Genomic DNA, 25,513 nt, shown 5'->3' with positions numbered 1-25,513 from the left:
TGTAGACTTGGTGTTCGTCTCACCTCCGGGAGGCAAGGTCCGCGGTGCTCATTCGAAACACCCTCCTGGGCGGCGTCGTCGCGACGGCCGTCCTCGCTGGCGGTAGCTCACTCCTCGGCCAGGGCGGGTCCGCGCCTGCCGCGGCGCCCCCGTACGCCCCCGAGGTCTCGATCACGAAGATCCGCACCGAGCCCGGCTTCCGCGTGGAACTGGTGGCCAGCGAGCCGGACGTGCAGAGCCCGGTGGCGATGGACATCGACGAGGACGGGCGCATCTGGGTCGTCGAGATGCCGGGCTATCCGCTCGACGTGTCGCCCACCGGCCGGGTCAAGCTGCTCGAGGACACCAACGGCGACGGGCGCGTCGACAAGGCGACGCTCTTTGCCGACAACCTGCGGCTCCCGAGCGGCGTGATGCGCTACAAGAAGGGCATCCTCGTGACGAGCCCGCCCGACCTCCTCTACTTCGAGGACGTCAACGGCGACGGCAAGGCCGACGTCCGCGAGGTGGTGCTCACCGGCTTTGCCAAGACCAACCCGCAGCACGCCGTGAACCACCCGGTGTTCGGCCTCGACAACTGGATCTACCTGGCGCACTCCGGCGGCTCCGAGCCCGTCATCTACCGAGAACTGTTCGGCGACAAGGGCACCGACCTGCGCTTCGCGGCGATGCCCGACGGCAAGGCGCTCGACGCCAAGGGCCGGGGAGTGCGCCTCAAGCCCGACGAGTTCAAGGTGGAAGGACTCTCGAGCCGCACGCAATACGGCAACGCCTTCGATGCGCACGGGCACTTCTTCGCGCACAACAACTCGATCCACCAGCGGCACGAGGTGATTGCCGCGCGGTACCTCGAGCGCAACCCGCACCTGCTGCTCACGACGGCGATGGCCGAGATCTCCGATCACGGCAACAACAACATCATGCCGATCACCCATGGCGCGCGGTTCGACCTGCTCACCGAGGCGGGCCAGTTCACCTCGGCGTGCGCGCTCACCGTGTACGGCGGCGGGGCGTTCCCGGCGGGCTACGAAGGCACGACCCTCATCGCCGAGCCGGTACACAACCTGATCCACCGCGACGTGCTGCGGCCGCAGGGCTCGACGTTCGTGGCCAGCCGGGCCCGCGCCGACATGGAGTTCCTCGCATCGCAGGACGCCTGGTTCCGGCCCGTCAACATGTACGTGGGGCCTGACGGCGCGCTGTACGTGATCGACTACTACCGCCCCTACATCGAACACCCGGAGTGGGCCTCGAGCGACCTGCAGCGCAACCCGGAGATCCTCTCGACCGGGCAGGATCGCGGCCGCATCTACCGGGTCGTCGCGACCGATGGCGCAGCGGCGACGCGCGCGCACATGCGGCCGGCACTGGGGCGCGCGACCGACGCACAGCTGGTCGAGGCGCTGGCGCACGGCAACGTGTGGTGGCGACGCACGGCCCAGCGGCTGCTCGTGCACGGCCGGCGGCGGGACGCCGCGCCGGCGCTTGCGGCGATGGTCGCGGCGCGGCCGTCGGCGCTCGGTCGCCTGCATGCGCTGTGGACGCTGGAGGGCCTCGGACGCCTCGAACCGGCGCACGTGCTGCTCGCGCTGAAGGACGAGGATCCCGGCGTGCGCGAGAACGCCATCGTCCTGGCCGAGCGCTTCCTCGATCAGGACGCGGTCGCCACGGCCCTGCTCGGCACGACGGGCGACCGCCATGCGCGCGTGCGCTTCCAGTTGCTCGCCACGCTGGGGTCGCTCGACACCCCCGAATCGCGCACCGCGCAGGAGCGGCTGCTGGTCGCCGACCTGGAGGACGAATGGGTGCAGGTGGCGGCGCTGAGCGCCTCGTCGGACCGTGCCGCCGCCTACTTCGACCGCGCGCTGCAGCCGGACTCGCCGTTCACGGCCAGCGAGACGCCGGGGCGAGCCAGGTTCTTCGATCGCCTCGGCGGCGTCCTCGCCGCGCGGCAGAAGGGTGACGAACTGGGACGCGCCATCACGGCCGTGAGCAGCACGACCGGTCCGGCGGGCGACTGGTGGCGCGCCTCGCTGCTCGAGGGCATGGCGCGCGGCCTGGTCGGATCGGGCGACCGTCGTCGCCTCGCGGCCAGTCAGGACACGCTGCTCACGCTCGCCACGGGCACGCAGCCGCGCGTGCGTCGCGCCGCCGTGCAGTTGCTCGGGGTGAGCGGCATCGACGCCGGTCCGGCGGCGACGGCGGCCATGGCCACCGCGCGGCGCGTCGTGGGCGACGCTGCGGCCCCCGCCGAGGCCCGCGTCGATGCGATCACGCTGCTCGCCCTCGCCGACGCGCCGGCCGCGCGCGCCCTCTTCGAGTCGGTCATCACGCCGACCGAGCCCGACGCCGTGCAGATCGCCGGCGTGGTGGCCCTCGGGCGCATCCCGGGCGCTGGCACGCCGACCTTCCTGCTCTCCAAGTGGCCGACGCTCTCCACGCCGGTGCGCACGTCGGCGGCCACGGTGATCCTGGCGCGGCGGGAAGGCTCGATCGCCATGCTCGACGCGCTGCAGAACGGCGACGTGAAGCGCTGGATGCTGAACTTCGGCCACACGCGCAGCCTCATCATGCATCGCGACGAGGCCATACGCGCGCGCGCCCGCACCGTGCTCGAGGAAGCGCCCGAGGCCCGCGCCGAGCGGCTCGCCCGCTACTCGGCCGCCCTCGGCGGCCGCGGCGACGCGGCGCGCGGCGAGGGCGTGTACGCGACGCACTGCTCCATGTGCCACCAGGTGGACGGCCGCCGCGGCAACGAGATCGGCCCCGACCTCTCGACGGTGCGGCACCAGCCGATGCCCGTGCTCCTGCAGAACATCCTCGAGCCGAATCGCTCCATCGCGCAGCACTACGAGACGTACTCGGTGGAGCGGCAGGGCGGCGACCCGCTGGTGGGCGTGATCGGCGAGCAGTCGCCCACCAGCATCACGTTCCGCCAGGGCCCGGGCGTCACCACCACCGTGCGTCGCGGTGACATCAGGACGATGACCGTGGTGCCGCAGTCGATCATGCCCGCCTCGTTCTCGGAAGTGATCTCGCCCGACGACATGGCGCACCTGCTCGCCTTCCTCACCTCGGCCCCGCGGAGCGCTGCGCGATGAACGGGCGTGGCGATCGGCAGTCGGCGGTCGGTGGTCTGGGCGTGTGCACCGGCCTGCTCGTGCTCGCGGCCACGGTGGTCCTTGCGGCCAGCGTCCTTGCGCAGGCACCGCTGCCGGACGGAAAGGTGGCGCCGCCGGAGGCGGTGGCGGCGGCGCTACTCGACGACACGCGGGACCAGAAGGCGCGCGAGGGACTGGCGCGGGACGCGGCGCCGAGGGCCGCCGACGTCGTGACGGCGCTGGTCGCCGGCCTGCCCGACCGTGACGAGGCGGAGGAGTACCGGAGGATTCCGTGGATCTGGCGGGTCGCCGTGGCGGCCGGGCGCGCGCGGGACGAGGCGGCGCTGCAGGCCCTCATGGACGTGTCGCTGCCGGCCGAGGCGGCGCCGCTGCGCGACTGGCAGGCGGTGGTGCTCGGCGGCGGCGTCGTGATGGGCCTGTCGCAGGCAGGCGCGGCGCCGCGCGACGTGATCGCGCCCTGGCTGGCGCAGGCGCCGACGCGCCGCGCCCGGTGGACGCGGGCGCTCGACCTGGCCGAGCGCATGGCCGACGACCCGGCGGTGCGCAACGGCACCCGCTACGACGCGCTGCGCATGCTGGCGGTCCTGCCGTTCGACCGCGTCGGCGCGCAGATCGAGCGCTACCTGTCGCGCGAGGTCGATCCCGAGTTGCAGATGGGCGCCATCGGCGCGCTCGGCGACCTGCTCGACCCGCGCGCCGCCGCTGCGCTGGTGCGGCGCTTCCCGGAGTACACCGAACGCAATCGCGGCCTCGCCATCAACGCGCTGCTCAGGAGCGACGCCGGACGTACCAGGCTGAAGGCCGCGATCGCGAGCGGCGCCGTGCAGGACGCCTGGCTGACACCCGAACAGCGCCAGAAGCTGTAGGGCGCGGCCTCGAGGGCGGGCCTCGGCTTTCCGTTGCGACCCGCACGTCACCTGGCTTGACCGCTGGTGCCGTGCGGAGACTGTCGGCGGGCACCGCGGCGGGGACGCGGGTAGGATGAGACGCCATGCGCACGCGACGCCACGCCACGGTGCAGCTGCTGGGCCTCGCGGCAGTCGCGACCCTCACCGTGGTCTACACGTCGGTTCTCCACATCCAGAACGCCGCCATCGTCTCCACGACGTTCCTGCTGGTGGTGCTGCTGGTGGCGGCCTCGTCCACGCTGGTGGCAGCGATCGTGACGTCGCTGGTCGCGATGCTCAGCTTCAACTTCTTCTTCCTTCCTCCCGTTCGCACGCTGACGGTTGCCGATCCCCAGAATTGGGTGGCGCTCGGGGCCTTCCTCGTCGTCAGCGTGGTGGCCAGCAACCTGTCGGCGCGTGCCCGCACACGAGCCGACGAGGCGCAGGCCAGGCGCGCCGAACTCGCACGGCTCTACGACCTGAGCCGCGACGTGCTGCTGACCGAGGACTCGCGGGAAGGGATCGTCGCCGTAGCCCGCGCCATCGCGAGACGCTTCGATCTCGCCTTCGCGGCGCTGGCGTTGCCCGGTGGCGGAGGGGCGTGGGACATTGTCAATGCGGGCACGCGAGCCCTGGCACTGCCGGAGGCGGCCCTCGCCGAAGCGCTCGACACGGCACGTCAGCGCCTCGAGTTCGATGCCGAGGCGCGCACCTATGCCGGGCACCGGCCCCTGCGGATCGACGATCAGCAGATACACCTCGTGCCCCTCCGTGTCGGCACGCGCCCCATCGGCCTGCTGGCGACCGAGCGCGGGCACGTGGATGCCGGAACGCTCGATGCGATTGCCGGGCTCGCGGCCCTCGCAGTCGAGCGAGTCCAGATGCTGGAGGAGCGACGCAAGGCGGCACACACGCGGCAGAGCGAAGCGCTCAAGACGACGCTGCTGGCCTCGATCGGGCACGACCTGCGCACCCCCCTGACTGCCATCCGGGTCGGCGCCGAGAACCTCCGATCGGGCGACCTGCCACCTGACGAGCGCGAGGCACAGGCCAGCATCGTCCTGTCCGAGGTCGCACGCCTCGACCGGCTCTTCCAGAACCTGCTCGACATGGCCCGCCTCGACGCAGGCGCCGTCGCCGCCGAGCGGCGTCGCACGCATCCGTCGGAGATCGTCGAGGCCGCTCGAGCGCAGGCCGCCCCTGCCCTCCTGGGGCATCGCGTGGAGGTGGAGGAGGGCGGCGAGGTCGCCGTCCGTGTCGACCCGAGGCTGACGGCCGCCGCGCTCGCACACGTGCTGGAGAATGCGGCGCAGTACGCGCCCGTCGGCACGGCCATCCACGTGACCACCCGGATCGACGCAGACACCCTCGAACTGTCCGTACACGACGAGGGCCCCGGCGTGCCTCCCGAGGACCTCCCGCGCATCTTCGAGCGCTTCTATCGCGGAGCCGGCGGCGACCGTCGGCCCTCGGGCACCGGCATGGGCCTCTGGATCGCCCGAGGCCTGCTGGCGGCGCAGGGCGGGCACATCTGGGCCGACAATCGCGCCGGAGGCGGCGCCCGCTTCACGATGCGCGTGCCCGTGGGCGAGGCCCTGGCGCCCGAGGGCGAGGAGCGCCATGACCGCACGTGAACGCATCCTGCTCGTGGACGACGAGGTCGCGCTGCAGCGATCGGTGGCGACGCTGCTGCGAAGCCGCGGGTACGACGTGGTCGTCTCGGCGACCGGGCACGACGCGCTGCACCAGGCCGAGCATGCCCCGCCGGATCTCGTCGTGCTCGACCTCGGCCTTCCTGACCTCGACGGCATCGAGGTCTGTCGTCGCATGCGCGCACTCGGCCCGGCGCCGATCATCGTGCTTTCGGCACGTACGGCCGAGGCCGACAAGGTCGCTGCGCTCGACCTCGGTGCCGATGACTACGTCACCAAGCCGTTCGGTCCGGAAGAGTTGCTCGCGCGCATCCGGGTCGCCCTGCGACGACGCGCCGATGCGGTGAACGACGCGAGCGGCGTGCTCGAAGCGGGCGGCCTGGTGATCGACCACGACCGGCGCCGCGTGGTGCGTGACGGCGACGAGATCCGTCTCACGCCGAAGGAGTTCGAGTTGCTGACGCTGCTGGCCCGCAACCACGACCGCGTGCTCACGCACCGCGCCATCCTCAAGGCCATCTGGGGCGGCAACGCGGTGGAGCAGCCCGAGCATCTGTGGACGCTGATGTCGCAGCTGCGCAAGAAGATCGAGATCGATCCCACCCAGCCGCGTTACCTGCTCAGCGAGCCCTGGGTGGGCTACCGCTTCAGCACCCGCGAGCCGTCGTCGTAGGGCAGCCTTCCCCGTTCGGACACCGGCTGGCGCACCGCACACCGCACGCCCCTGCCCCCCAGCCGGCCCTGGCGCCGGCAGCGTCAGCGGTTGGCCTCGACAACGCCTGCGTGCGGCGTTCGGCGTGCGGCGTTCTTCAGTGGTTCTTGAGGCACTCCTGATCCCGACTTCAGGGCGACCTCCCTACTCTCATGGCGAGGAGGCGGGATGTCGTCGGAGGGAGTGCTCGGAACCTGGCGCCTGGCCCGGATCATCATCGGCCTCACGTGCGCGATCGCGGGAACACAGACGCGACTCGCCGCACAGGAGGCCGCTCCCCCCGCGGCGCCGCCCGCCGTGCCGCGGCCCGATCCGGACCCGTTCCGCCACATCCGGTTCGGCGTCACGCTCGAGGGGTACTACCAGTGGAACGCCAACCAGCCGTATGACCGCATCTCGCTGCTGCGCGCCTACGACACGCGCGCCAACACGTTCGGCCTGCAGCAAACGGCACTGATCATCGAGAGCGCCACGGATGTCGCCGCCGGCCGCCGCTTCGGCGCCCGCGTGGACCTGCAGTTCGGCCAGGCCACGGCGGTGCTGCAGGGGAGCCCGGCCAACGAGCCCCGTCCCGAGCTGTACCGGAACCTGTGGCAGGCCTACGGCACCTACGTGTTCCCCGTCGGACGCGGCCTGCAGACCGACTTCGGCAAGTTCGCGTCGAGCCTCGGGTACGAGACCAACTACGCCAGGGACGACCATCACTTCTCGCGCGCGTACCTGTTCAACTTCCTGCCGTACTACCACGCCGGCCTGCGCGTGAGCCTGCCGGTGCACGACCGCCTGACGCTGATGTACATGCTCACGAACGGCATCCAGCAGACCGAGGAGTTCAACGACTTCAAGAGCAGCCATGTCGCCGCGGTCGTCACGCCTGCGAAGGGCGTGAGCTGGACGGTCAACTACTACGCCGGGCAGGAACAGCCCGACAACGGTGCACCCGGCGGACCCGACGGGTTCTTCCGTGTGCTGGACACGTACGTCACCTGGATGGCCACACCAGCGCTGACGCTCGCGCTCGACGTCAACCACACCACCAGCGAGGTCAGGCAAGCCGACGAGGCGTTGGCGACCACCGGCCTCGGCGCGTACGTCCGCTACCAGCTCGCGCGGCCCTTCGCACTGGCGGTGCGCTACGAGTACCTCGATGACGAGGGCCTCTTCGGCGGCATCGACCAGCAGTTGCAGGAGCTCACGGCGACCTGCGAATACCGGCTCGCCGACGGCTTCCTCGTGCGTGGCGAGTACCGCCGCGACTGGTCGAACCAGCCGTACTTCACCAGTGCGGTCCCGGGCGAACTCCGACGCGCCCAGGACACCCTCACCGCCGGCCTCGTGTGGTGGTTCGGCAACAAGTCGGGTCCCTGGTAGGACGTCACCATGCTGACCGCCGGAATGCTGCTGCTGGGACTGGTCGGATTCGCGGCCATGCTCGCGTTCGTGAATGCCTGCTCGCGCCTGTGAGGCTTCCATGACCCTGCTCGCCCTCTGCCTCGCGATCGTCGCGTTCGTCTATCTGGTCTACGCCATGCTGCGCCCGGAGCGCTTCTGATCGCCATGTCCGCCGACATCGTCATCAACCTCGCGACGATCGCCGCGTTCGTGCTCACGAGCGTGCCGATCGGGCGCTACATCTGGAGGGTCTTCACCGACCAGCCGACCTGGCTCGACCCTGTCCTCGCGCCTGTCGAGGGCATGGTGCTGCGGGTGACCGGAGCTTCGAGCGCGCAACAGGACTGGCGTGCATACTGCATGAGCCTGCTGGCCTCCAACCTCGTCATGTGGGGCGCCGCGTACCTGCTCCTGGTCATGCAGGCCGCCCTGCCGCTCAATCCCGACGGCATCGCCAGCATGGAGCCGACGCTGGCCTTCAACACGGCCGTGAGCTTCGCGACCAACACCAACCTGCAGCACTACAGCGGAGAAACGGGCCTGTCCACGTTCTCGCAGTTGTTCGTGGTCGTCTGGCTGCAGTTCGTGACGGCCGCCACCGGCATCGCCGCGGGCATCGCCGTGTTCCGTGGGCTCGCGGGCAGTCGACTCGACACGCTGGGCAACTTCTACCGCGACTGCACGCGCGCTTCGGTGCGGGTCCTGCTGCCGCTCGCGCTGCCGGTGGCGCTGGTGCTCGCGTGGCAGGGTGCGCCCGTCACGTACCGCGGCGCCGTCACCGCCCGGACGGTGGAGGGCGGCACGCAGACGATCGCGCGCGGCATGGTGGCACCCGAAGTCGCCATCAAGCAGCTCGGCACCAATGGCGGCGGCTACTTCGGGTCGAACTCGGCGCACCCCTTCGAGAACCCGACGCCGCTGTCCAATCTCGTCGAGGCCTGGTCGATCGTGGCCATCCCCATGGCCATGGTGTGGACATTCGGTCACTTCGTGCGGCGCCGCCGTCTGGCCGTGGTGCTCTTCGCGACCATGCTGGCCATCTACGTGCCGATGGTCGTCGCCGCGACGCTGGCCGAAGGGGCCGGCAGCGCACCGCTGACCGCGCTCGGGGTGGACGCCTCGCGCGGGTCGTTCGAGGGCAAGGAGGTGCGGTTCGGAGCAGGACTTTCAGCGCTCTGGGCGGTCACGACGACGGTGACCTCCAACGGGTCCGTGAATGCGATGCACGACTCGATGACGCCCCTCGGCGGGCTCATGCCACTGGTCGGCATGTGGCTCAACAACGTGTTCGGCGGCGTCGGCGTGGGCTTCATCAACATGGTGCTCTACGTGGTCGTGACCGTGTTCGTCGCCGGCATGATGGTCGGCCGCACGCCGGAGTTCCTCGGCAAGAAGGTCGAGGCGCGGGAGATGAAGCTGGCCAGCCTGGCGCTGCTCTGGCATCCGCTCGCCATCCTCGTCACGACGGCGATCGCCTGCCTCGTGTGGGTGCAGACCCCAGGCCCGGGTGCCGCGCTCGCCTGGCTGAAGAACCCCGGACCTCACGGCTTCTCCGAGATGCTGTACGAGTTCACGTCGGCGGCGGCCAACAACGGCTCCGGATTCGAGGGCCTGGGCGACAACACGCCGTTCTGGAACGTGGCGACAGGCCTCGTGATGCTGTGCTCGCGCTACATCCCGATCATCGCGCCCGTCGCGCTGGTGGCGTCGCTGGCCGCCAAGCCGCGCGCCGACGAGAGCGCGGGCTCGTTGCGGGCCGACTCGGCCACCTTCGGCGTGATGTTGTGGGGTGTGACGATCATCGTCGGACTGCTGATGTTCCTCCCGGTCGCCGTGCTCGGGCCGATCGCGGAGCACCTCTCACAAGGAGTCACGCGATGACCGCGGACCTGATGCGCGGCGTCCGCTTCGCGATCGTCACGATGCTGCTGTTCGGCGGCGCCTACCCGCTGGTCGTCTGGGGCTTCGCGCAGACGGCTTTCCGCCACCAGGCGCAGGGGTCGCTGGTCACCCTCGCCGATGGCAGGCTCGTCGGCTCGGCCCTGATTGCGCAGGCGTTCACCGGTGACGGCTACTTCCGGCCCCGGCCGTCCGCCGTGGACTACGACGCCGCCGCGTCCGGCGGCAGCAACCTCGGGCCGGTCAATCCCGACCACCTCGCCGCGGTGCGCGCGCGCGTCGCCGCCGTCCGTACGCGGGAGGCGCTGCAACGCGGTGCCGTCCCGGCCGATCTCGTGACGGCGAGTGGCGCGGGGCTGGATCCGCACCTGTCCCCCACGGCCATCGACGTGCAGGTCGCCCGGGTCGCGGCAGCCCGCCACGCCGACGTCGCCGACGTCCGCCGCCTCGTCGAGGCGTCCACCGAGCCGCCGACCTTCGGCGTCCTCGGCCAGTGGCGCGTCAACGTGCTGCGACTCAACCTCGCGCTCGACGCGGAGTACCCGACACCCCGCAAGGACCCAGGACTCGTCCCATGACCGACCATGCTCGCCAGGTGTCCATGTGGGATGGCGCCATCGTGCGCCAGGCCACGGTCGATGCCTTCAGGAAGCTCGATCCGCGGGTCCAGCTGCGCAATCCCGTGATGTGCCTCGTCACGGCCGGCAGTCTGCTCACCACGCTCGCCCTCGGGCAGGAGATCGCGACCGGCACGGGCAACGTGCTGTTCACCGGGCAGGTGGCCGTCTGGCTCTGGTTCACGGTGCTCTTCGCCAACTTCGCCGAGGCGATGGCCGAGGGACGAGGGAAGGCCCAGGCCAGCACGCTGCGCCGGACGCGCACCGAGACCGTGGCCCACCGGATCGATGCCGACGGAAATACCGAGGAGGTGTCGGCCTCGAGCCTCCGGAAGGGCGACCTCGTCCGCGTGTCGGCCGGCGAGTTCATCCCGGCCGATGGCGAGATCGTGGAGGGCGTGGCCTCGGTGGACGAGTCGGCGATCACCGGAGAATCCGCCCCGGTGATTCGCGAGTCGGGCGGCGACCGCTCCGCGGTGACGGGCGGCACCCGCGTGCTGTCGGATGTCATCGTGGTGCGCGTCACGGCGGACCCGGGGCATACGTTCCTCGACCGGATGATCGCGCTCGTGGAAGGGGCACAACGGCAGAAGACACCGAACGAGCTGGCGCTCGGCATCCTGCTGGCCGCGCTCTCCCTCGTGTTCCTGCTGGTCGTGGCGACCCTCGAGCCGTTCGCGCGCTACGCCGGCACGTCCATCTCCGTCCCCGTGCTCGTCGCGTTGCTGGTGTGCCTCATTCCGACGACGATCGGGGCCCTGATCTCGGCCATCGGCATCGCCGGCATGGATCGGCTCGTGCAGCACAACGTGCTCGCGATGTCGGGACGCGCCGTCGAGGCCGCCGGCGACGTGGACACGCTCCTGTTGGACAAGACGGGCACGATCACGCTGGGTGACCGCCAGGCCGCGGAGTTCCTGCCCGTGTCCGGCGTGGAGGAGCGTGAGCTGGCCGAGGCTGCGCAACTCGCGTCGCTGGCCGACGAGACACCGGAGGGACGCTCGATCGTCGTGCTCGCCAAGGAACGCTTCGGCCTGCGTGCCAGGACGCTCGAGCCGCACGAGGCCACCTTCGTGGCCTTCACGGCCCAGACCCGCATGTCGGGTGTGGACCTGCCAGCCAGGCGGCTGCGCAAGGGGGCCGCGGAGGCGATCGCCACCCACGTGCGTGAACTCGGCGGCCGCGTGCCCACGGAACTCACCGCGCTCGTCGATCGCGTGTCGCGCTCCGGCGGCACTCCGCTCGTCGTCGCCGATGACACGCGCGCCCTCGGGGTCATCCACCTCAAGGACATCGTCAAGGGCGGCATGCGCCAGCGGTTCGACGCGCTGCGAGCGATGGGCATCCGGACGGTGATGATCACGGGCGACAACCCCGTGACCGCCGAGGCAATCGCGAGGGAAGCCGGCGTCGACGACTTCCTCGCGGAGGCGAGGCCGGAAGACAAGATGGCGCTGATCAAGCGCGAACAGGCCGCGGGCAAGCTCGTGGCGATGACCGGCGACGGCACCAACGACGCACCGGCACTCGCACAGGCCGACGTCGGGGTGGCGATGAACAGCGGCACGACGGCCGCCAAGGAAGCCGGCAACATGGTGGACCTGGACTCGAACCCCACCAAGCTGATCGAGATCGTCGAGATCGGCAAGCAACTGCTGATGACGCGGGGCGCGCTGACCACGTTCTCGATCGCCAACGACGTGGCCAAGTACTTCGCGATCATCCCCGCGATGTTCCTGCTGGCGTTCCCCCGGCTGCAGGCACTGAACGTCATGCGCCTGGCGACTCCCGAGTCGGCCATCCTGTCGGCCGTCATCTTCAACGCCCTGATCATCATCGTGCTGATCCCGCTGGCGCTGCGCGGCGTGCGCTACACGCCCCTGGGCGCTGCCGCGGTGCTGCGCCGCAACCTCCTGGTCTACGGCCTCGGGGGCGTGATCGTCCCGTTCGTGGGCATCAAGGCCATCGACATGGTGCTCGTCGTCCTGGGCCTGGCGTGACGGAGTGATGCCCGTGACACCGGCCGCCCCTCGACGTTCGCCGGACGCGATCCTCGCCGAGCTCCAGCAGGCCGCGCGGGCGCGGCTGCGCGTGTACATCGGCGCGGCGCCGGGCGTCGGCAAGACCTACTCGATGCTGCAGGACGCGCACGGGCTCAGGGCCAAGGGCGTCGACGTGGTGATCGGGTTCGTCGAGACGTACGGCCGCGCCGACACCGAGGCGCAGGTCGGCGACCTCGAGGTGGTGCCCCGCCGGACGGTGGCCTACCGTGGGGTCACGCTGGAGGAACTCGACGTGGATGCCGTGATCGCGCGCCACCCGGCGGTGTGCGTCGTGGATGAACTCGCGCACACCAACGCGCCGGGGAGCGCCAGGGCCAAGCGCTACGAGGACGTGCTGGCGCTGCTCGACGCGGGCATCGGCGTGATGACGGCCGTCAACATCCAGCACCTCGAGACGCTCAACGACGCCGTGGCGCGTGCGACCGGCGTCCGCGTGCGCGAGACGGTGCCCGACACGTTCCTCGAACGCGCCGACGAGGTCGTCAACGTGGACGTCACCGTCGGGGAACTGCGGACGCGGCTGCGCGAGGGACGGATCTACCGGCCCGAGAAGATCGAGCATGCGCTCTCGAACTTCTTCCGCAAGGGCAACCTCTCGACGTTGCGCGAACTGGCGTTGCGCGTCGTGGCCGACGACGTGGGCGGGAAGGCGGCAGACTACCGGGCGCGCGAAGGCCTGGCCCCGGCAGTGATTCCCGAACGCGTCATGGTGTGCATGAGCTCGAATCCGGAGGCGCCACGGGTAGTCCGGACCGGCGCGCGCATCGCCGGGCGCCTCGGGTCGCGCTGGTACGCGGTGTATGTGGAGACCCCGTCCGAGACGCCAGACACCATCAAGGCGCGCGACGCGGAGGCGCTGCAGCAGAACATCCGGCTGGCAGAGTCACTCGGCGCGACCGTTGTCCGCGTACACGCCGCCAAGCCCGCAGAGGGCCTTATCGCATTCGCACAGCGCGAGGGCGTGACGCACGTCGTCTTCGGCCAGACCGCGCGGTCGCGCTGGGAGCTGTTGTGGCGTGGGTCCACCCTCGACCGCTTCCTCGAGGCCGTGCCCGATGCGACGGTGCAGGTCGTGCCGCTCAACGGCCACGGCCAGCATTGAGCCGCGGGCCACGCCGGGCCCTGGTGAGGATGACGCGCCACTGCCTGCCCCGAGAAGCGGGGAAAATGCCCCACGGCCGTTGGCCCACTCGTGCTCCGCTTACCAGAGTGTCGGCTGGCAGCGAGCGTCGCGTCCCTCGCCCCGATGGCACGTGTTTCGCCTCTACGGATGCTGATGACCTGCAGACCGGGACACTGCCTCGCGACGTGCCGGCTTCTGATTGCCGCGGCGGCGATGGTCCTTTCCGCCTTGCTGGCCGTGCCGGCGGCAGCGTCGCCGCAGTCGCGGACGCGCACCGCAGAGGCATTTGCACTCGCCTACGACCTGCAGTTCGAGGCCAGCCACGAGACGCTCGCCCAGGCCGTGGAGGCCGACCCGGACGATCCCGCACCACAGCGCGCCATCGCCGCGGTGACGTGGATGGAGATCCTGTTCGCGCAGGGAGTCGCGACCTTCGAGGCGTTCACGGGCGACATTCCCAGGAACGACGTCGTGCGGCCGGCGCCGCCGCCGGCGCTGGTGGCGCGCTTCCATCGGTCGCTCAAGGCAGCCGCCATGCTGGCCGACCGCCAGTTGGACCGGCACGACGACGCCGACGGACACTACCAGGTGGGCGCCACGGCGGCGCTGGCCTCGCTGTATCGGGCGACGGTGGAGGGCCGCACGATGGGTGCCCTCAGCCAGGGCAGGCGCGCGGTCTCCGCCATGGAGGACGCCCGTGCGCACGACCCGCGGATGCGGGAGCCGGCGCTCCTGCTGGGGATGTCCGAGTACACGGTCTCGACGCTGGCGTGGCCCCTGCGCACGCTGGCCCATATGACCGGCCTGTCGGGCGACCGCACGCGCGCGCTGACGTTGCTCCGTGAGGCGGCGACACCGGGCAGCGCCACCGAGACCGACGCACTCCTCCTGCTGATGCTCCTGGAGGCGCGCGAGGGGCGCCACGCGAATGCGGTGCAGCGCCTGCGCCATCTCGAACAGCGGTATCCGCGCAATCGCCTGCTCTGGCTCAACCATGGCGCCGCGGCTCTGGCGGCCGATCGGCCGGAGGAGGCCGACGACGTGTTGTCGCGGGGCATTTCGGATCGGGTCTGGCTTGCCCCGCCGGTGGTCCTGGGCGAGGCGGCGCTCTGGTTGGCACACCGAGGCACGGCCCGGGCGCACCTCCACCGGCACGCGGACGCCATTGCCGATCTCCAGGGGGGACTCGCAGCGGCGCCGCGCGACTGGGTGACGGGGCGGATTCACGGCGAACTCGGCGACATCGCCGCAGCGGCAGGCGAGTCCGAGCGAGCGCGCCGCGAGTTCCAGATCGCCCTGACCTTCTCCGAGCGGAGTGGCGACCAGATCATGACCAGGCGAGCGCGACGGGCGCTCGATACCCTCGGGCGCTGACAGGGGCCGGGCAGGTGAGGTCCTGGCGAGGGCGTGACGCACCTCGTCTTCGGCCAGACCGTGCGTTCGCGTCGTCGGCAGAAATCCGCAGTCGCCGGGCAGGATTTCCCGGCGGCCGCTCGCGCGCCGCGCGCTTGCCCGCCCCTCGGGGGTTCGGCGTTGGCACTCGCCATGCCTTCAACGGTGTCGGAGGTGCGGATGACCAGCGCGACGCGATGGATCGGCGCGGGACTCGGACTGGCGATGGCGGGCTATGGGGCCACCGTGTGCGCCGCGTATCTCAGGTTCGGTCGGCGGAGGCGGCAGACGCGTGACAGCGACCCCTGGCTCGACCGATTCATGCCCCTGTACGACATCGCGGAACGGCATCGGGTGCGCGTGTCGGCACCCGCGTCGGTCACCCTGGCGGCAGCGCTCGACACCGATCTGGAGGAGTCGGCGATCATCGGCGGCATCATCCGCGCCAGGGAACTGGTGCTCGGCGCCAGGCCGGACCGCAGGCTGGGTCCCGATGGCCTGCTGGCCCGGATGACGTCGATCGGTTGGGGGGTGCTCGCGGAAGACCCGGGACGGGAAGTCGTTGTCGGTGCGGTCACGCAGCCCTGGCTGCCGGAGGTCGTGTTCCGCCCCCTGCCCGCGGACGCCTTCGCGGCCTTCGCCGAGCCCGGCTTCGTCAAGATCGCCTGGACGGTGGGCGTCGACCCGGTCAGCGCATCGACATCAGAGTTCCGGACCGAGACGCGCGCCGTGGCCACCGACCCGACGGCGCGGCGCAAGTTCCGGTGGTACTGGGCGCGATTCTCGCCGGGCGTCGTCATCATCCGACAAGTGGTCCTGCGGATGGTGAAGGCCGAGGCCGAGCGTCGCATCGCGCGTCCCGACCCGGCCCTTGGCCGACGGCCTGCGACCGACTGAGCGACGGCACCGCCGGCAGGCCGCCGCACTCACTGCGGAGCGCAGGACAGGGCAGGGCAAGGTCTCGCGCCCTCCCCTGCCGGCAAGTCGCGCGTCAGCGCCGACGACCGCCGCCGCGCGCGCCGCCCATCGAGCGCGCCCCGCCATAGGAACCGCCGTACGAGCGCGTCCCCGCGCCATAGGAGCCGCTGCGGGCGCGCGCCGCATCGGCTTGTGCCGTGCGGTTGGCGCCCTGCGCACGGGCGCGGGCGTCGGAGTTCAACTGGCTCACCTGGCTGGATCCCGAGCCGGAGGCGGCGCGGTTCTGCGCGTTGGTCTTCGCCTGCTCGCGCTGCGCGGTCGTCGGACCCTCCACGCCGCTCCAGTTGCCGCTGCCGTCGTACTTCTGCCAGCCGCCGTCGTCGCGCCGGTAGACGTTGCCGTCACGCCCGGCGTAGACGTCGCCCGAGCCGGTGCGGGCGATGGCCCCGCCGCCGGGTCCCGGCGTGTTGCGGCTGACGAACTCGCCGCCGCCGCTCCCCTGCCCGACCCGCGTCGTCGTGCCCGTCATGTTGTTGGTGTAGCGCGAGGTGGTCGCCCACTGATCGCCGCGCTGTACGCCGGTGCGGCCCCAGCTGCCGTACACGTTGGAGCCCTGGCGGGTTGCGCCGTAGGTACCGGTGCGCGGGTTGTAGGCCGAGGCCACGCCACGCGCGCCGTACGGGCCGTAGGCCGCCGCGCCGCGCGCATAGGTGCCCGTCCGCGGGTTGTAGCGGGCGCCCACGCCAGCCCCACCGTAGGGGCCGTACACGGCCGCGCCGCGACCGTACGTGCCGCTGTACGGGTTGTACCAGGCGCTGTAGCCGTAGGTCGGGTAGTAGGGGCGGTAGTACGGGTAACCGCCGCCGTACCAGACGTAGGGCGGGTAGTAGTAGCCGGTGCCCCACACGGCGCAGCCCCAGGCCACCATCAGCCCGGTGTAGGCGGCCGCCGTCGCGAACACCACGGCGTCGTTGTCGTCCTCCACCACCGTCACGTGCGTGACGTTGTAGGACGGCGAGCTGGCCGGGATCTCGTAGATGGCCTTGGGCACCTCGCCGGTCACGGCCCACGGGCCGGTCGGCGCGTCGGCGCCGAACCACACGCCCTCGTAGCACATGTAGTAGCGGTCGCCGACCTTGATGATGTCCTTGTCGGTGTTCACCGCGCGCGCCACGGTCGTCTTCTCGACGGCCTCGAACTTCGGCTCCCCCTGGTACTGGACCTCGGGCGCCTTGATCTCGGTCTTGCTGACACGCGCCGTCTGCGGCACCTGCGCGAGCAGGACGGCCTCGGCGGCCTGCGCCGTGCCGGGCACCGAGGCGAGGACGCGCGATCGGTCGTGCGACTCGGGGATCTTGCCGAAGTCGGGCGGCAGGGTCGGGGTGGCGAACGTCCACGGGCCGTCGAGCGACGGCGCGGAGAACCACCGGCCGGCGACCAGGTAGTAGAACGCGCCGGCCTTGCCGAGGCGGAAGACGTCGCTCTCGGTGTTGGAGACCCACAGCAGGCCCGTGCCCGGCACGGCCAGGTAGCGCGGCTCGCCCTGCAGCACGATCAGTTCGGCAGGCGTGGTGCTCACGAACACGGTCGGCGCCCGGCCCGACGCCGGCGGGCGCGGCGGCATGGCCTCGCGCACGTCCTTCCAGTTGTCGTCGGCCGGCAGCGCGCTGAAGCTCGTGGGGAGCTTGCTCACGACCTTCCAGGGGCCCTTGAGGTCACTGGCCACGTACCACGAGAGGTCGTGCCGCAGGTAGAACTGCGAGGCCGCCTTGACGCGGAACAGGTCCCAGTTCGTGTTGACCGCGAACTCGAGATCGGTGCCCTTGACGGGCGTCCACACCGGGTCGCCATCGAGGTTGACCAGCACCGCGACGCTCGTGCTGTGGAACACGACCGGCGGATCGGCCTTGACGCCCTCGATGTTCCTGGGGATGACCTGGCTCTTGTCGACGTAGGCCAGCACGCGGTCGAGCGCGATCACCCGATCCTCGTGCGGGACCGCCGCCGCCACCTCGGCCACCACGGCCTGCACCTTCTCGGGGGCCAGGTCGGGGAAGTTCGAGCGCGTGATCTTCCAGTCCGAGAAGTTCACGAGCCGCTCGTCGATGCTCACCGAGGTCTCGGCCTCCACCCGGAGCGTGCCAAGGGCGCGCGTGGCGCCATCCTTGGTGGCATACCCGACTGCGAAGTGCATGACCGCGTGCTTCTGGTTCTCCCAACTGGCCACCTGCGGCTCGTACAGCGTGACGGTGGCCTGCGAGGCGGTCGCGTACGTGCGCGGCCAGCCGCCATCACTCGGCGCGGCGGCCTTGGCCTTCGGCGCGGCCTTGGCCGCTGCCGCCGGCTTGGGGGCCGTCGGCGACGTGGCGGCCGCCTGGGCCGTTGGCGCCGGCGGGGCCTTCGGCGCGGCCGGGGCTGGCGCCTGCGCGTGCAGGAGCGGAGTCAGGGGCGACACCCCTGTGAGGACGGCCGCAAGGACGGCAGCGGGCGCGTGCAGCGACGTTTGGCGAAGCATGGTTCGGTCTCGTTCTGGTGTCGGGGGCCGGGAACATCACTACTCTACTGCCCGGCGAGGCCGGCCAGGGCACGTGGTCCAGTCGGCCAACCGATTCTGACGCATCAACGGCAGAGATGGCCGGGATTCATTGTCAGCTCCTTGGCGATTCCGATGCAATCGGCGCGCGGGTGTCGCACCGGCGTGGCAGGTCCGTGAAGTTCCCGCGCGTGTGTCATGAACCGGAACGCCACGGCCGACGGCGGCGTATGCCTGATAGAACGCCACCGCCGCGCCGGCGTCTTCCCTCATCCAGGCGCGGCAGGAGTCACTTACAGATGCGCACCATTCTCGCTTCCGCCCTCGGCCTCCTCACCCTCGCCGGCGTCGCTGCCGCGCAGCCCCTGCCCTCGGCCCTGTGGGCCGGCGGCGTCATCGTCAAGGTGGACACGGCCGCGCGCACCATCGCGGTCCGTCAGGGCAGCGCCGACACGACGTACGTCATCGCCGAGAACGCCGAGGTCAAGGACGGCAAGAAGACCGTGGCGGCCACCGACCTGGGCGCCAGCGTCGGCCAGCAGGTGAAGGTTTATTACTCGACCGCGGGCGACACCCGCACGGCCAGTAAGGTGACGCTGCTCGGTGTCCCCACCAAGGGCACGGCAGCGGCGGTCTCGGCCTCGGTGCTGAAGGGCGAGAAGGCCACGACTCCCGAGTAGTCGCCGCGACCACGGCGATGACCATGGCGGGCAAGTCCATTGTGGCTTGCCCGCCATTTCCGTCTCGGGCGTATCATGCCGCAGCGCCCCCCGCTCCCCGGGAGAACCGGCGCTTCCGGAGGCCCGCGTGCAGGAACGACGACGCCTGAAACGGCGCACCCTCATCTACTACCTGCGGGTGACCGACGATGAGACGGGTGAGGACATCGGCCACCTCGTCGACATCACCACCGAGGGCATCCTGGTGATGAGCACGACGCCGATCGAGATCGGCAAGGCGTTCCGCCTGCGGATGCAACTGCCCAACCCCGATGGCACCCCGGGGAACGAACGCGTCGAATTCGAGGCCAGGAGCCTGCGCAGTTCACGCGACGTGAACCACGACTTCATCGACACGGCCTTCCAGGTGACGAGCCTCAGCCCGCGTCACCGCAGCCACATCGAGATTCTCATCGACGACTACGGCTTTCGCGACTGAGGTTGGCAGGGCCCGGCGCCGCCTCGCGCGGCGCCCGGGAGCCGTGTCTCTGGCGCCTGTGGCGCCTCAGAAGGTCGTGCGGGTGGTGTGCAGGGTGGAAGCGTCGACGCTGGCCGAGGCGGCCGCCGGGGCCTGGAGCCGGCGCGGCAGCACGCCGGCGAGGTCGCGCTCGATGGTCGCGGCGAGTTCGGCGTCCAGCGCGAGCACGTCACGCGCCCCGCGTTCGTAGGTCTGCGCCCAGAGGTGGGCGTCGGAGGCGGCGTCGATCAGCTGCGCCGTCACGCGCACGCGGTCGCCCTGACGGACGATCGAGCCCTCGAGCACCAGGTCGACCCCGAGTTCGGCGGCGATGACCGGGACGGGCCGGGCCGCCTGCTTGTACTGCATCGCGGAGGTCCGGGACGTCACGTGGACGCGCCCGCTGCGTGCCAGCGCCGTGGTGACCGCATCGGTCAGGCCATCAGCGATCGGCGCCGAGGCGGCCGCCGGCGAGTAGTCGGCAAACGGGAGCACCACGAGGACGGGGCCGGGGGCGCGCCTGGCCTTGACGTACGCGACGGGCGTGAGCGCGGTCGCCTGCGCGACCGCCGGAGCCGCCGGGGCGGCGTTCCTGCCCGCATGGCTGCTCACCACCGCCAGCCCCAGGAAGACGGTCGCTGCCGCGCCGACGATCTGCGCGGTGACGCGTCCGGCGAAGGAGATCCAGGCGGATCGGACCTTGTCCTTGCGCTTCTTGGAGGTCGTGGGGGCAGGCGTGGAAGGCGAAGTGGTGTCCGTCATGGCTCGAAGGCGACCGAGGCGGCTGCGTCAAGTGAGCGGCTCGTTCACGGTCTTCGTGGTTAGACGGATGTTTCGTGGCAGATTCGTGACGCGTTGGTGGATCGTCTGGGACAGGTCGCCACACTTCCTCGACAGGACCAGCCACGGGCGGCGCGACGCGGGCATGGGGCGCAATGCCCCACGCCCGCACCCGGTCACGGCTGGAAGGCGACCTCGACCCGGTACCACGACCCGTCGGTGAACCGAAGGGTCAGTTGCCGGCAGGTGCCGGCCCACGCCCTGGCAGTCTTCCAGACGAACGTGTAGCGGTCGGTCAGCGGGTCGTACTGCAGCGTGCTGCGCCCCGCCGTCACGAGCGCCTGGCCATCGTCGGCCGCTCCCCCTGTCTCGTCGCAGGCGATGGGCGCCGACGCCGGGTACCCGGCCGCGAAGATGTCGAGGCCGCGGTCGCCACCGAGCCCGAAGACGAGTGGCAGGCTGCTGCCGGCCTTGACCACCTTCCGCCCCACCGGACGCTGCAGCCCCGTGAATGCGTAGCCCTTGAGGGCGAGGCCGATCACCACGGGGTCGTGGTCCGAGGACCGGAACGGATCGGGCGCGTAGAAGCTGGCCACCTGCCCGGCCGACTTGAACTCCACGTTGTAGTCGAGGGCGAGGGGCTCGTCGGCGTTGATGTGCCACTCGGTCACGCCGGTCACCTGCGCGGCCAGCGACGGGCTCGCCAGCGCATGATCGAGGTACCCGGACTCGCCGTCGAACACGTAGGAGTAGGCCGCCGCCGCCTGCAGGTCCTGGTAACCGCCGGCGCGGAACGCGGTGATCGGGTCCTCGAGGCGATAGCTGTTCATGTCGCCGATCAACAGCACGTCGGTGTCCTGCGCGCCGGTGGGATCGGTGGCGAGCCAGCGGACGAGGGCCTCCGCGGCCCGCGTGCGCGTCAGGTTGCAGTTGCCCTGCAGGTCGCCCGTGTCGGGGTCACCCACCTGAGCGCAGTCGCTGCCCTTCGACTTCAGGTGGTTGACCACCACGGTGAACGTGCCCCCGGAGGCCGCCTCGCGGAACGTCTGGGCCAGTGAGGGGCGGTTGAGCGTGTCGATGAACGCCGGGTCGACGCTCGAGGTCATCACCGCGTAGTTGCCCACCGGCGACACCGCCGCCGGCTTGTAGACCAGCCCCACCCGGATCTCGTCGCCGCCGATGACGCCGGTGTCGATGAAGGCGTAGGTGCCCGGCGCGGTCGCGTCGTTGAGGCCGGCCACGAGATCCTCGATGGCCTGCCCCGGTCCGAAGTCGTTCTCGAGTTCCATCAGGCCGATCACGTCGGCGCCGGTGCCGACGATGGCGGCGACCGTCTTGGCGCGCTGCCGCGCGAACTCCGCGGCGGTGGTGGCGCCGCGCGAGGTGGGGAATCCGCCGCCGGCGCCGTCACCGTTGAAGTAGTTCAGGACGTTGAAGCTGGCCACCGTCAACGAGCCGCCCACCTCGGCCGGCTGCGCGGGTCGAGGGTTGGTGGCCGTGAAGGGCACGGGCCCCACCGGCTGGACGCGGTAGGCGCCGAAGCGGTGGTCGAGCACGCCGGTGAGCCCGCTCACCGTGCTGCCGACCCGCAGCGTGTTGACGGCACTGAGCCCGCCCACGGGGTGGATCGTCGGGTCGATGTTCTGCTGGTTGTTGCCGTCGTCGAGCACGATGCGGCGCAACAGGTTGCCGTCCCGCACGGCCTGGGCCGCCGCCCCGGGAGCGGCCGCGTGGGTGGGAATCGGGAGCCGGGCCCCGAGCGAGAGTTCGACCTCGCCGAAGCGCGCCAGCGTGAAGACGTCGGTAGCCACGAGCGGCTGCGTGAAGGACACGCGCATGCCCTCGAATCGCTCCCAGGCGTCGACCGAGTCGACCGGGAGGGTGACGGTGACCGGTGTCACCGATGCGCCCGTGCCGCAGACGCCGGCGCTCGAGACGTTGGTGAGTTCGGTGAGCGGCTGCCCACCGGACATGAACTCGGTGACCACGCCCGTCACGCGCACGCGCTGGCCGGCGTCGACGGGCCGCGACGTGTCGAACACGAACAGCCCCTCCGAGGTCGCCGGGTCGCCGTCCTCGTCGGCCACGTCTTCCTGCACGAAGTAGCCGCCGAACTGCCCGGTGCCCTGGGAATCGGCGGTGACGATGCCCTCGATGGTGACCACCTGCCCGACCAACGGGCTGGTGAGCCCACTGCCCTGGATGGCGCTGATCGGCGTCGCCGGGCCGCCGCAATCGACATCGTCGTTGGTGATGGTGCCGGTGCCCTGGCCGTCGGACACGGTGGCGCCCGTCACGTTGGTCACGTTGACGAAGAAGGTCTCGGTGGGTTCGAAGCCGGTGTCGCCATTCACGAGCACGTCGAAGGTGTAGGTGCGGCTTCCCTCAGGAATGGTCTGGAGGGTGAGCGCCGTGGCGACGTAGTCGGTGGGCGCCTGCGCGGTGTTGTCGGCCGTGGCGATGTCGAAGGTCACGCCGCCGGGGCCGGCCGGCGTCGAGAGGGTCACGGTGAAGGCGTACGTCTGGGTGCCGGTGTCGCCCTCGTTGCGCACCTGATCGGTGATCGACAGGGTCGGCGTGGGAACGCCCAGGGTCGGCGTCAGCGTGAAGTCGTCGATGGCGAGCCCGTCATCGGCGCCGGGGATCAGGTCGGTGTCGGCCCAGCGGATCCAGAAGGTCGCGCCGTTGGGGATCGAGAGGTTGGTGATGGTGGAGGAGACGGAGAGCCTGTTGGCCGAGGCGTTGCCGTCGAGCGCGCCGACGGTGCCCGCCACGACCGGGCTGCTGACGTCGAGCCCGTTGTAGTCGACCCACGTGCCGGTCGTGATGCTGGTGGCGTTGGTGCTCAACTGGAAGTCGAGCCGATCGGCGGCGCGCCCCGTGCCGTTCTGGCCGAGTCGCCACTGCTCGCCCGTGTAGCTGATGGTCAGCGAGGTGATGGTCGCGCCGGTGCCGTTGGTGAACTGGGCGCCGACCAGAGGCACGAGGCTCCCGCTGCGCAGGCCGCCGAAGGCGCGTTCGGGGTTGGCGGTGGCCCCGAAGCTGTACGTGTCGCCCGTGTTGTCACTGCCCGTGCCGGCGCGGTAGGTCGTGTTGGCGTTGCTGCCGCTCTCGGAGAACTCCCAGCCCGTCGGCACCGTGGTGTTGGCCGTGCCGGTCGAGGCGAGCGTGTCGAAATTCTGCGTGTAGGGGGCGGCACCGGTGAGGCTGATCGTGCCTGCGGCGCGCGAGGGCTGCAGGGCGTACCAGCCGATGCCGGCGGCCACCGCGGCCGCCGTCACCAACCTGGCGGCCGCGAGCGGCGCCGGACGACGGCGCGGATGACGAACGATGGGCATGCGAACTCCGGGAAAGAAGGGTCCAGCGGCCCAGTCGACCACGCCGCGATGACGTCAGGATGACGTCCCGCCGTGACGACCGGCTCCGAGTGGCGCTGCCTTGAGATAGCACGACCGTTCCGCCCCGTCGAGCTTTGTCTCATGCGCCCCGCCGGCACACCCGCACGCCCTTCCCAGGTCCTTCACACCCCTCCCGATAGTCGCCACCCGGCCGGATTTCACATCGCTCGCGACGAAGGCGGCGGGTCCGATCAGGCCTTGTAGCCGGAGACCACTGCCGAGAGGTCCTGCGCCATGCGCGCCAGGTCGGACGAGGCAGCTCGTGCTTCCTCGGCCGCCAGGGTCGTGCTCCGCGCGGCGCTGGCCACCCCGGTGATGTTGCGGGCGATCTCTTCGCTGCCGCGCGCCGCCTCGGCGACGTTACGGGCGATCTCGTTGGTGGTCGCCGTCTGCTCCTCCACCGCGCTGGCGATGGTGGCGGAGATGTCGTTGACCCGGGCGATCACCGCGCCGATCTCCGCGATCGCCGTCGTGGCGCCGCGGGTGTCCTCCTGGATCGCCTGGATCTTGCGGCCGATGTCCTCGGTGGCCGAGGCGGTGGCCTTGGCCAGTTCCTTCACCTCGGTGGCCACGACCGCGAAGCCCTTGCCGGCCTCGCCGGCCCGCGCCGCCTCGATCGTCGCGTTGAGCGCCAGCAGGTTGGTCTGCTGCGCGATGGAGGTGATGACCTTGATCACCTTGCCGATCTCGTCGCTGCTGGTCCCGAGCTTGGCCACCGACGCACTGGTCGCCTCGGTGGCGCGCACGGCCTGCGCCGCCACGCGCGCCGCGTCGTTGGCGTTGCGCGCGATCTCCCGGATGCTCGACCCCATCTCCTCGGTGCCCGTGGCCACCGTCTGCACGTTGCGGCTCACCTGCTCGGCCGCGGCGGCCACCACCCCGGCCTGCGCCGCCGTCTCCTCGGCGTTGGCGCCCATCGTCTCGCTACCGGCCTGCAGCTGCCCCGACGCCGCCGACAGCACCGTCGCATTGCGCTCGACCTCGGCCAGCAGGCGCGCCAGGCGATGCCCCTGCTCGATGCGCGCGGTGACGTCGGTGGCGTACTTGACCACCTTGAAGGGCCGACCGCTCATGTCGAGGATCGGGTTGTACGACGCCTGAATCCACACTTCGCGGCCGTCGCGGCCCAGCCGCCGGAACTCGCCGGCCTGGTAGGTGCCCGCCGCCAGCGCCGCCCAGAACGCCGCGTACGCGGGACTGGCGGCCTCGGCCGGATCGACGAACATCCGGTGGTGCCGCCCCCGTACCTCCTCGAGCGTGTAGCCCAGGGTCGCGAGGAAGTTGTCGTTGGCGTCGGTGATCGTCCCGTCGAGGTCGAAGGCGATCACGGCCTGGCTCTTGGAGATCGCGGCGAGTTGACCCTCGAAGTCCGCAGCGCGCAGCTTGTCGGCGGTGACGTCGGTGGCGTACTTGACCACGCGGTACACGCGCCCGGTGGCGTCGAGCAGCGGGTTGTACGAGGCCCGGATCCACACGTCCCGCCCGCCCTTGGCGACACGGCGGAACTCCGTCGACCGGTACTCGCCGGCCGCGAGGTCGGCCCACAAGCGGCGGTAGGCGTCGGAGGCGGCCTCGACCGGGTCCACGAACATGCGGTGGTGCTGCCCGCGGACTTCCTCGAGCCGGTACCCCATCGCCGCGAGGAAGTTGTCGTTGGCCGTCACGATGGTGCCGTCGGGCTCGAACTCGATCACCGCCTGACTGCGGTCGAGCGCGGCCAGCCTCGCTTCGACGTCGGCCAATCGCTGCGCCAACGCCCCTCGTGCGAGGTCGTCCATCATGCCGGTGCCGTCCAGTTCCTTGTGCGCAATCGCGTTCATCGCATGCCCCTCCACACACGACCGCCGGG

The 25,513-nt window shown here is 71.0% G+C and carries 18 protein-coding genes; 14 read left to right on the top strand and 4 right to left on the bottom strand.

The window, feature by feature from the left end:
- The first annotated feature begins 44 nt into the window (after nt 1-44).
- The 12 genes from TBR22_RS07115 to TBR22_RS07060 all read left to right on the top strand — a co-directional run bounded on the left by TBR22_RS07115 (nt 45) and on the right by TBR22_RS07060 (nt 15,756).
- Nucleotides 45-3,101 (top strand): PVC-type heme-binding CxxCH protein, encoded by a 3,057-nt coding sequence (locus TBR22_RS07115; protein ID WP_239492271.1) that lies wholly within the window; start codon nt 45-47, stop codon nt 3,099-3,101.
- Entirely contained in the window at nt 3,098-3,988 is an 891-nt protein-coding gene (locus TBR22_RS07110; protein ID WP_239492270.1) for a hypothetical protein, read from the top strand. Before TBR22_RS07115 ends, TBR22_RS07110 begins: the two co-directional genes overlap by 4 nt.
- A gap of 125 nt (nt 3,989-4,113) precedes the next feature.
- A complete protein-coding gene (locus tag TBR22_RS07105) occupies nt 4,114-5,643 on the top strand; it encodes an ATP-binding protein (RefSeq protein ID WP_239492269.1) in 1,530 nt (509 codons plus the stop codon).
- Nucleotides 5,630-6,334 carry a response regulator transcription factor gene (locus tag TBR22_RS07100; RefSeq protein WP_239492268.1) on the top strand — a complete coding sequence of 235 codons (705 nt, stop codon included), beginning with the start codon at nt 5,630-5,632 and terminating at the stop codon, nt 6,332-6,334. The genes TBR22_RS07105 and TBR22_RS07100 overlap by 14 nt, the downstream gene beginning before the upstream one ends.
- Before the next feature lie 207 nt (nt 6,335-6,541).
- Nucleotides 6,542-7,744: an outer membrane beta-barrel protein gene (locus TBR22_RS07095; protein WP_239492267.1), complete on the top strand. Its 1,203-nt coding sequence runs from the start codon at nt 6,542-6,544 to the stop codon at nt 7,742-7,744.
- Nucleotides 7,745-7,817: 73 nt separating this feature from the next.
- Nucleotides 7,818-7,925 (top strand): potassium-transporting ATPase subunit F, encoded by a 108-nt coding sequence (locus TBR22_RS07090; protein ID WP_239492266.1) that lies wholly within the window; start codon nt 7,818-7,820, stop codon nt 7,923-7,925.
- A 5-nt stretch (nt 7,926-7,930) separates the two neighbouring features.
- Nucleotides 7,931-9,646 carry a potassium-transporting ATPase subunit KdpA gene (kdpA, locus tag TBR22_RS07085; protein WP_239492265.1) on the top strand — a complete coding sequence of 572 codons (1,716 nt, stop codon included), beginning with the start codon at nt 7,931-7,933 and terminating at the stop codon, nt 9,644-9,646.
- On the top strand, nt 9,643-10,242 hold the full coding sequence (kdpC, locus tag TBR22_RS07080) for a potassium-transporting ATPase subunit KdpC (RefSeq protein ID WP_239492264.1): 600 nt from the start codon (nt 9,643-9,645) through the stop codon (nt 10,240-10,242). Before kdpA ends, kdpC begins: the two co-directional genes overlap by 4 nt.
- Entirely contained in the window at nt 10,239-12,281 is a 2,043-nt protein-coding gene (gene kdpB / locus TBR22_RS07075; protein ID WP_239492263.1) for a potassium-transporting ATPase subunit KdpB, read from the top strand. Before kdpC ends, kdpB begins: the two co-directional genes overlap by 4 nt.
- A gap of 13 nt (nt 12,282-12,294) precedes the next feature.
- Complete coding sequence (locus tag TBR22_RS07070; protein ID WP_239492262.1) at nt 12,295-13,446, top strand: universal stress protein; 1,152 nt, start codon at nt 12,295-12,297, stop codon at nt 13,444-13,446.
- 234 nt (nt 13,447-13,680) lie between these two features.
- A complete protein-coding gene (locus TBR22_RS07065) occupies nt 13,681-14,841 on the top strand; it encodes a hypothetical protein (protein ID WP_239492261.1) in 1,161 nt (386 codons plus the stop codon).
- Nucleotides 14,842-15,012: 171 nt separating this feature from the next.
- A complete protein-coding gene (locus TBR22_RS07060; protein ID WP_239492260.1) occupies nt 15,013-15,756 on the top strand; it encodes a hypothetical protein in 744 nt (247 codons plus the stop codon).
- A gap of 94 nt (nt 15,757-15,850) precedes the next feature.
- Here TBR22_RS07060 and TBR22_RS07055 read toward each other — a convergent pair whose 3' ends face one another.
- Nucleotides 15,851-18,292 carry a hypothetical protein gene (locus tag TBR22_RS07055; protein ID WP_239492259.1) on the bottom strand — a complete coding sequence of 814 codons (2,442 nt, stop codon included), beginning with the start codon at nt 18,290-18,292 and terminating at the stop codon, nt 15,851-15,853.
- Between the two features lie 317 nt (nt 18,293-18,609).
- On the opposite strand from TBR22_RS07055, the gene TBR22_RS07050 reads away from it, so the two are divergent.
- Both TBR22_RS07050 and TBR22_RS07045 read left to right on the top strand, forming a co-directional pair.
- Complete coding sequence (locus TBR22_RS07050; RefSeq protein WP_239492258.1) at nt 18,610-18,990, top strand: hypothetical protein; 381 nt, start codon at nt 18,610-18,612, stop codon at nt 18,988-18,990.
- Between the two features lie 127 nt (nt 18,991-19,117).
- Nucleotides 19,118-19,468, top strand: coding sequence for a hypothetical protein (locus TBR22_RS07045; protein ID WP_239492257.1), 351 nt, complete (start codon nt 19,118-19,120; stop codon nt 19,466-19,468).
- Between the two features lie 66 nt (nt 19,469-19,534).
- Here TBR22_RS07045 and TBR22_RS07040 read toward each other — a convergent pair whose 3' ends face one another.
- The 3 genes from TBR22_RS07040 to TBR22_RS07030 all read right to left on the bottom strand — a co-directional run bounded on the left by TBR22_RS07040 (nt 19,535) and on the right by TBR22_RS07030 (nt 25,484).
- Entirely contained in the window at nt 19,535-20,248 is a 714-nt protein-coding gene (locus TBR22_RS07040; protein ID WP_239492256.1) for a hypothetical protein, read from the bottom strand.
- A gap of 194 nt (nt 20,249-20,442) precedes the next feature.
- On the bottom strand, nt 20,443-23,604 hold the full coding sequence (locus TBR22_RS07035; protein ID WP_239492255.1) for an ExeM/NucH family extracellular endonuclease: 3,162 nt from the start codon (nt 23,602-23,604) through the stop codon (nt 20,443-20,445).
- A gap of 251 nt (nt 23,605-23,855) precedes the next feature.
- Nucleotides 23,856-25,484: a PAS domain-containing methyl-accepting chemotaxis protein gene (locus TBR22_RS07030; RefSeq protein ID WP_239492254.1), complete on the bottom strand. Its 1,629-nt coding sequence runs from the start codon at nt 25,482-25,484 to the stop codon at nt 23,856-23,858.
- Nucleotides 25,485-25,513 lie beyond the last annotated feature (29 nt).

It is taken from the genome of Luteitalea sp. TBR-22 (assembly GCF_016865485.1).
Lineage (GTDB): Bacteria > Acidobacteriota > Vicinamibacteria > Vicinamibacterales > Vicinamibacteraceae > Luteitalea.
The sequence above is the reverse complement of the archived record's forward strand: the minus strand, read 5'-3'. Positions and strand labels throughout refer to the sequence as shown.

Coding starts and splice junctions, on each gene's coding strand:
- TBR22_RS07050 (WP_239492258.1), top strand. CDS start 18,610: ATGCGCACCATTCTCGCTTCCGCCCTCGGCCTCCTCACCCTCGCCGGC.
- TBR22_RS07035 (WP_239492255.1), bottom strand. CDS start 23,604: ATGCCCATCGTTCGTCATCCGCGCCGTCGTCCGGCGCCGCTCGCGGCC.
- TBR22_RS07100 (WP_239492268.1), top strand. CDS start 5,630: ATGACCGCACGTGAACGCATCCTGCTCGTGGACGACGAGGTCGCGCTG.
- TBR22_RS07065 (WP_239492261.1), top strand. CDS start 13,681: ATGGTCCTTTCCGCCTTGCTGGCCGTGCCGGCGGCAGCGTCGCCGCAG.
- kdpC (WP_239492264.1), top strand. CDS start 9,643: ATGACCGCGGACCTGATGCGCGGCGTCCGCTTCGCGATCGTCACGATG.
- TBR22_RS07040 (WP_239492256.1), bottom strand. CDS start 20,248: ATGACGGACACCACTTCGCCTTCCACGCCTGCCCCCACGACCTCCAAG.
- TBR22_RS07105 (WP_239492269.1), top strand. CDS start 4,114: ATGCGCACGCGACGCCACGCCACGGTGCAGCTGCTGGGCCTCGCGGCA.
- TBR22_RS07110 (WP_239492270.1), top strand. CDS start 3,098: ATGAACGGGCGTGGCGATCGGCAGTCGGCGGTCGGTGGTCTGGGCGTG.
- kdpB (WP_239492263.1), top strand. CDS start 10,239: ATGACCGACCATGCTCGCCAGGTGTCCATGTGGGATGGCGCCATCGTG.
- kdpA (WP_239492265.1), top strand. CDS start 7,931: ATGTCCGCCGACATCGTCATCAACCTCGCGACGATCGCCGCGTTCGTG.
- TBR22_RS07095 (WP_239492267.1), top strand. CDS start 6,542: ATGTCGTCGGAGGGAGTGCTCGGAACCTGGCGCCTGGCCCGGATCATC.
- TBR22_RS07030 (WP_239492254.1), bottom strand. CDS start 25,484: ATGAACGCGATTGCGCACAAGGAACTGGACGGCACCGGCATGATGGAC.
- TBR22_RS07090 (WP_239492266.1), top strand. CDS start 7,818: ATGCCTGCTCGCGCCTGTGAGGCTTCCATGACCCTGCTCGCCCTCTGC.
- TBR22_RS07055 (WP_239492259.1), bottom strand. CDS start 18,292: ATGCTTCGCCAAACGTCGCTGCACGCGCCCGCTGCCGTCCTTGCGGCC.
- TBR22_RS07060 (WP_239492260.1), top strand. CDS start 15,013: ATGCCTTCAACGGTGTCGGAGGTGCGGATGACCAGCGCGACGCGATGG.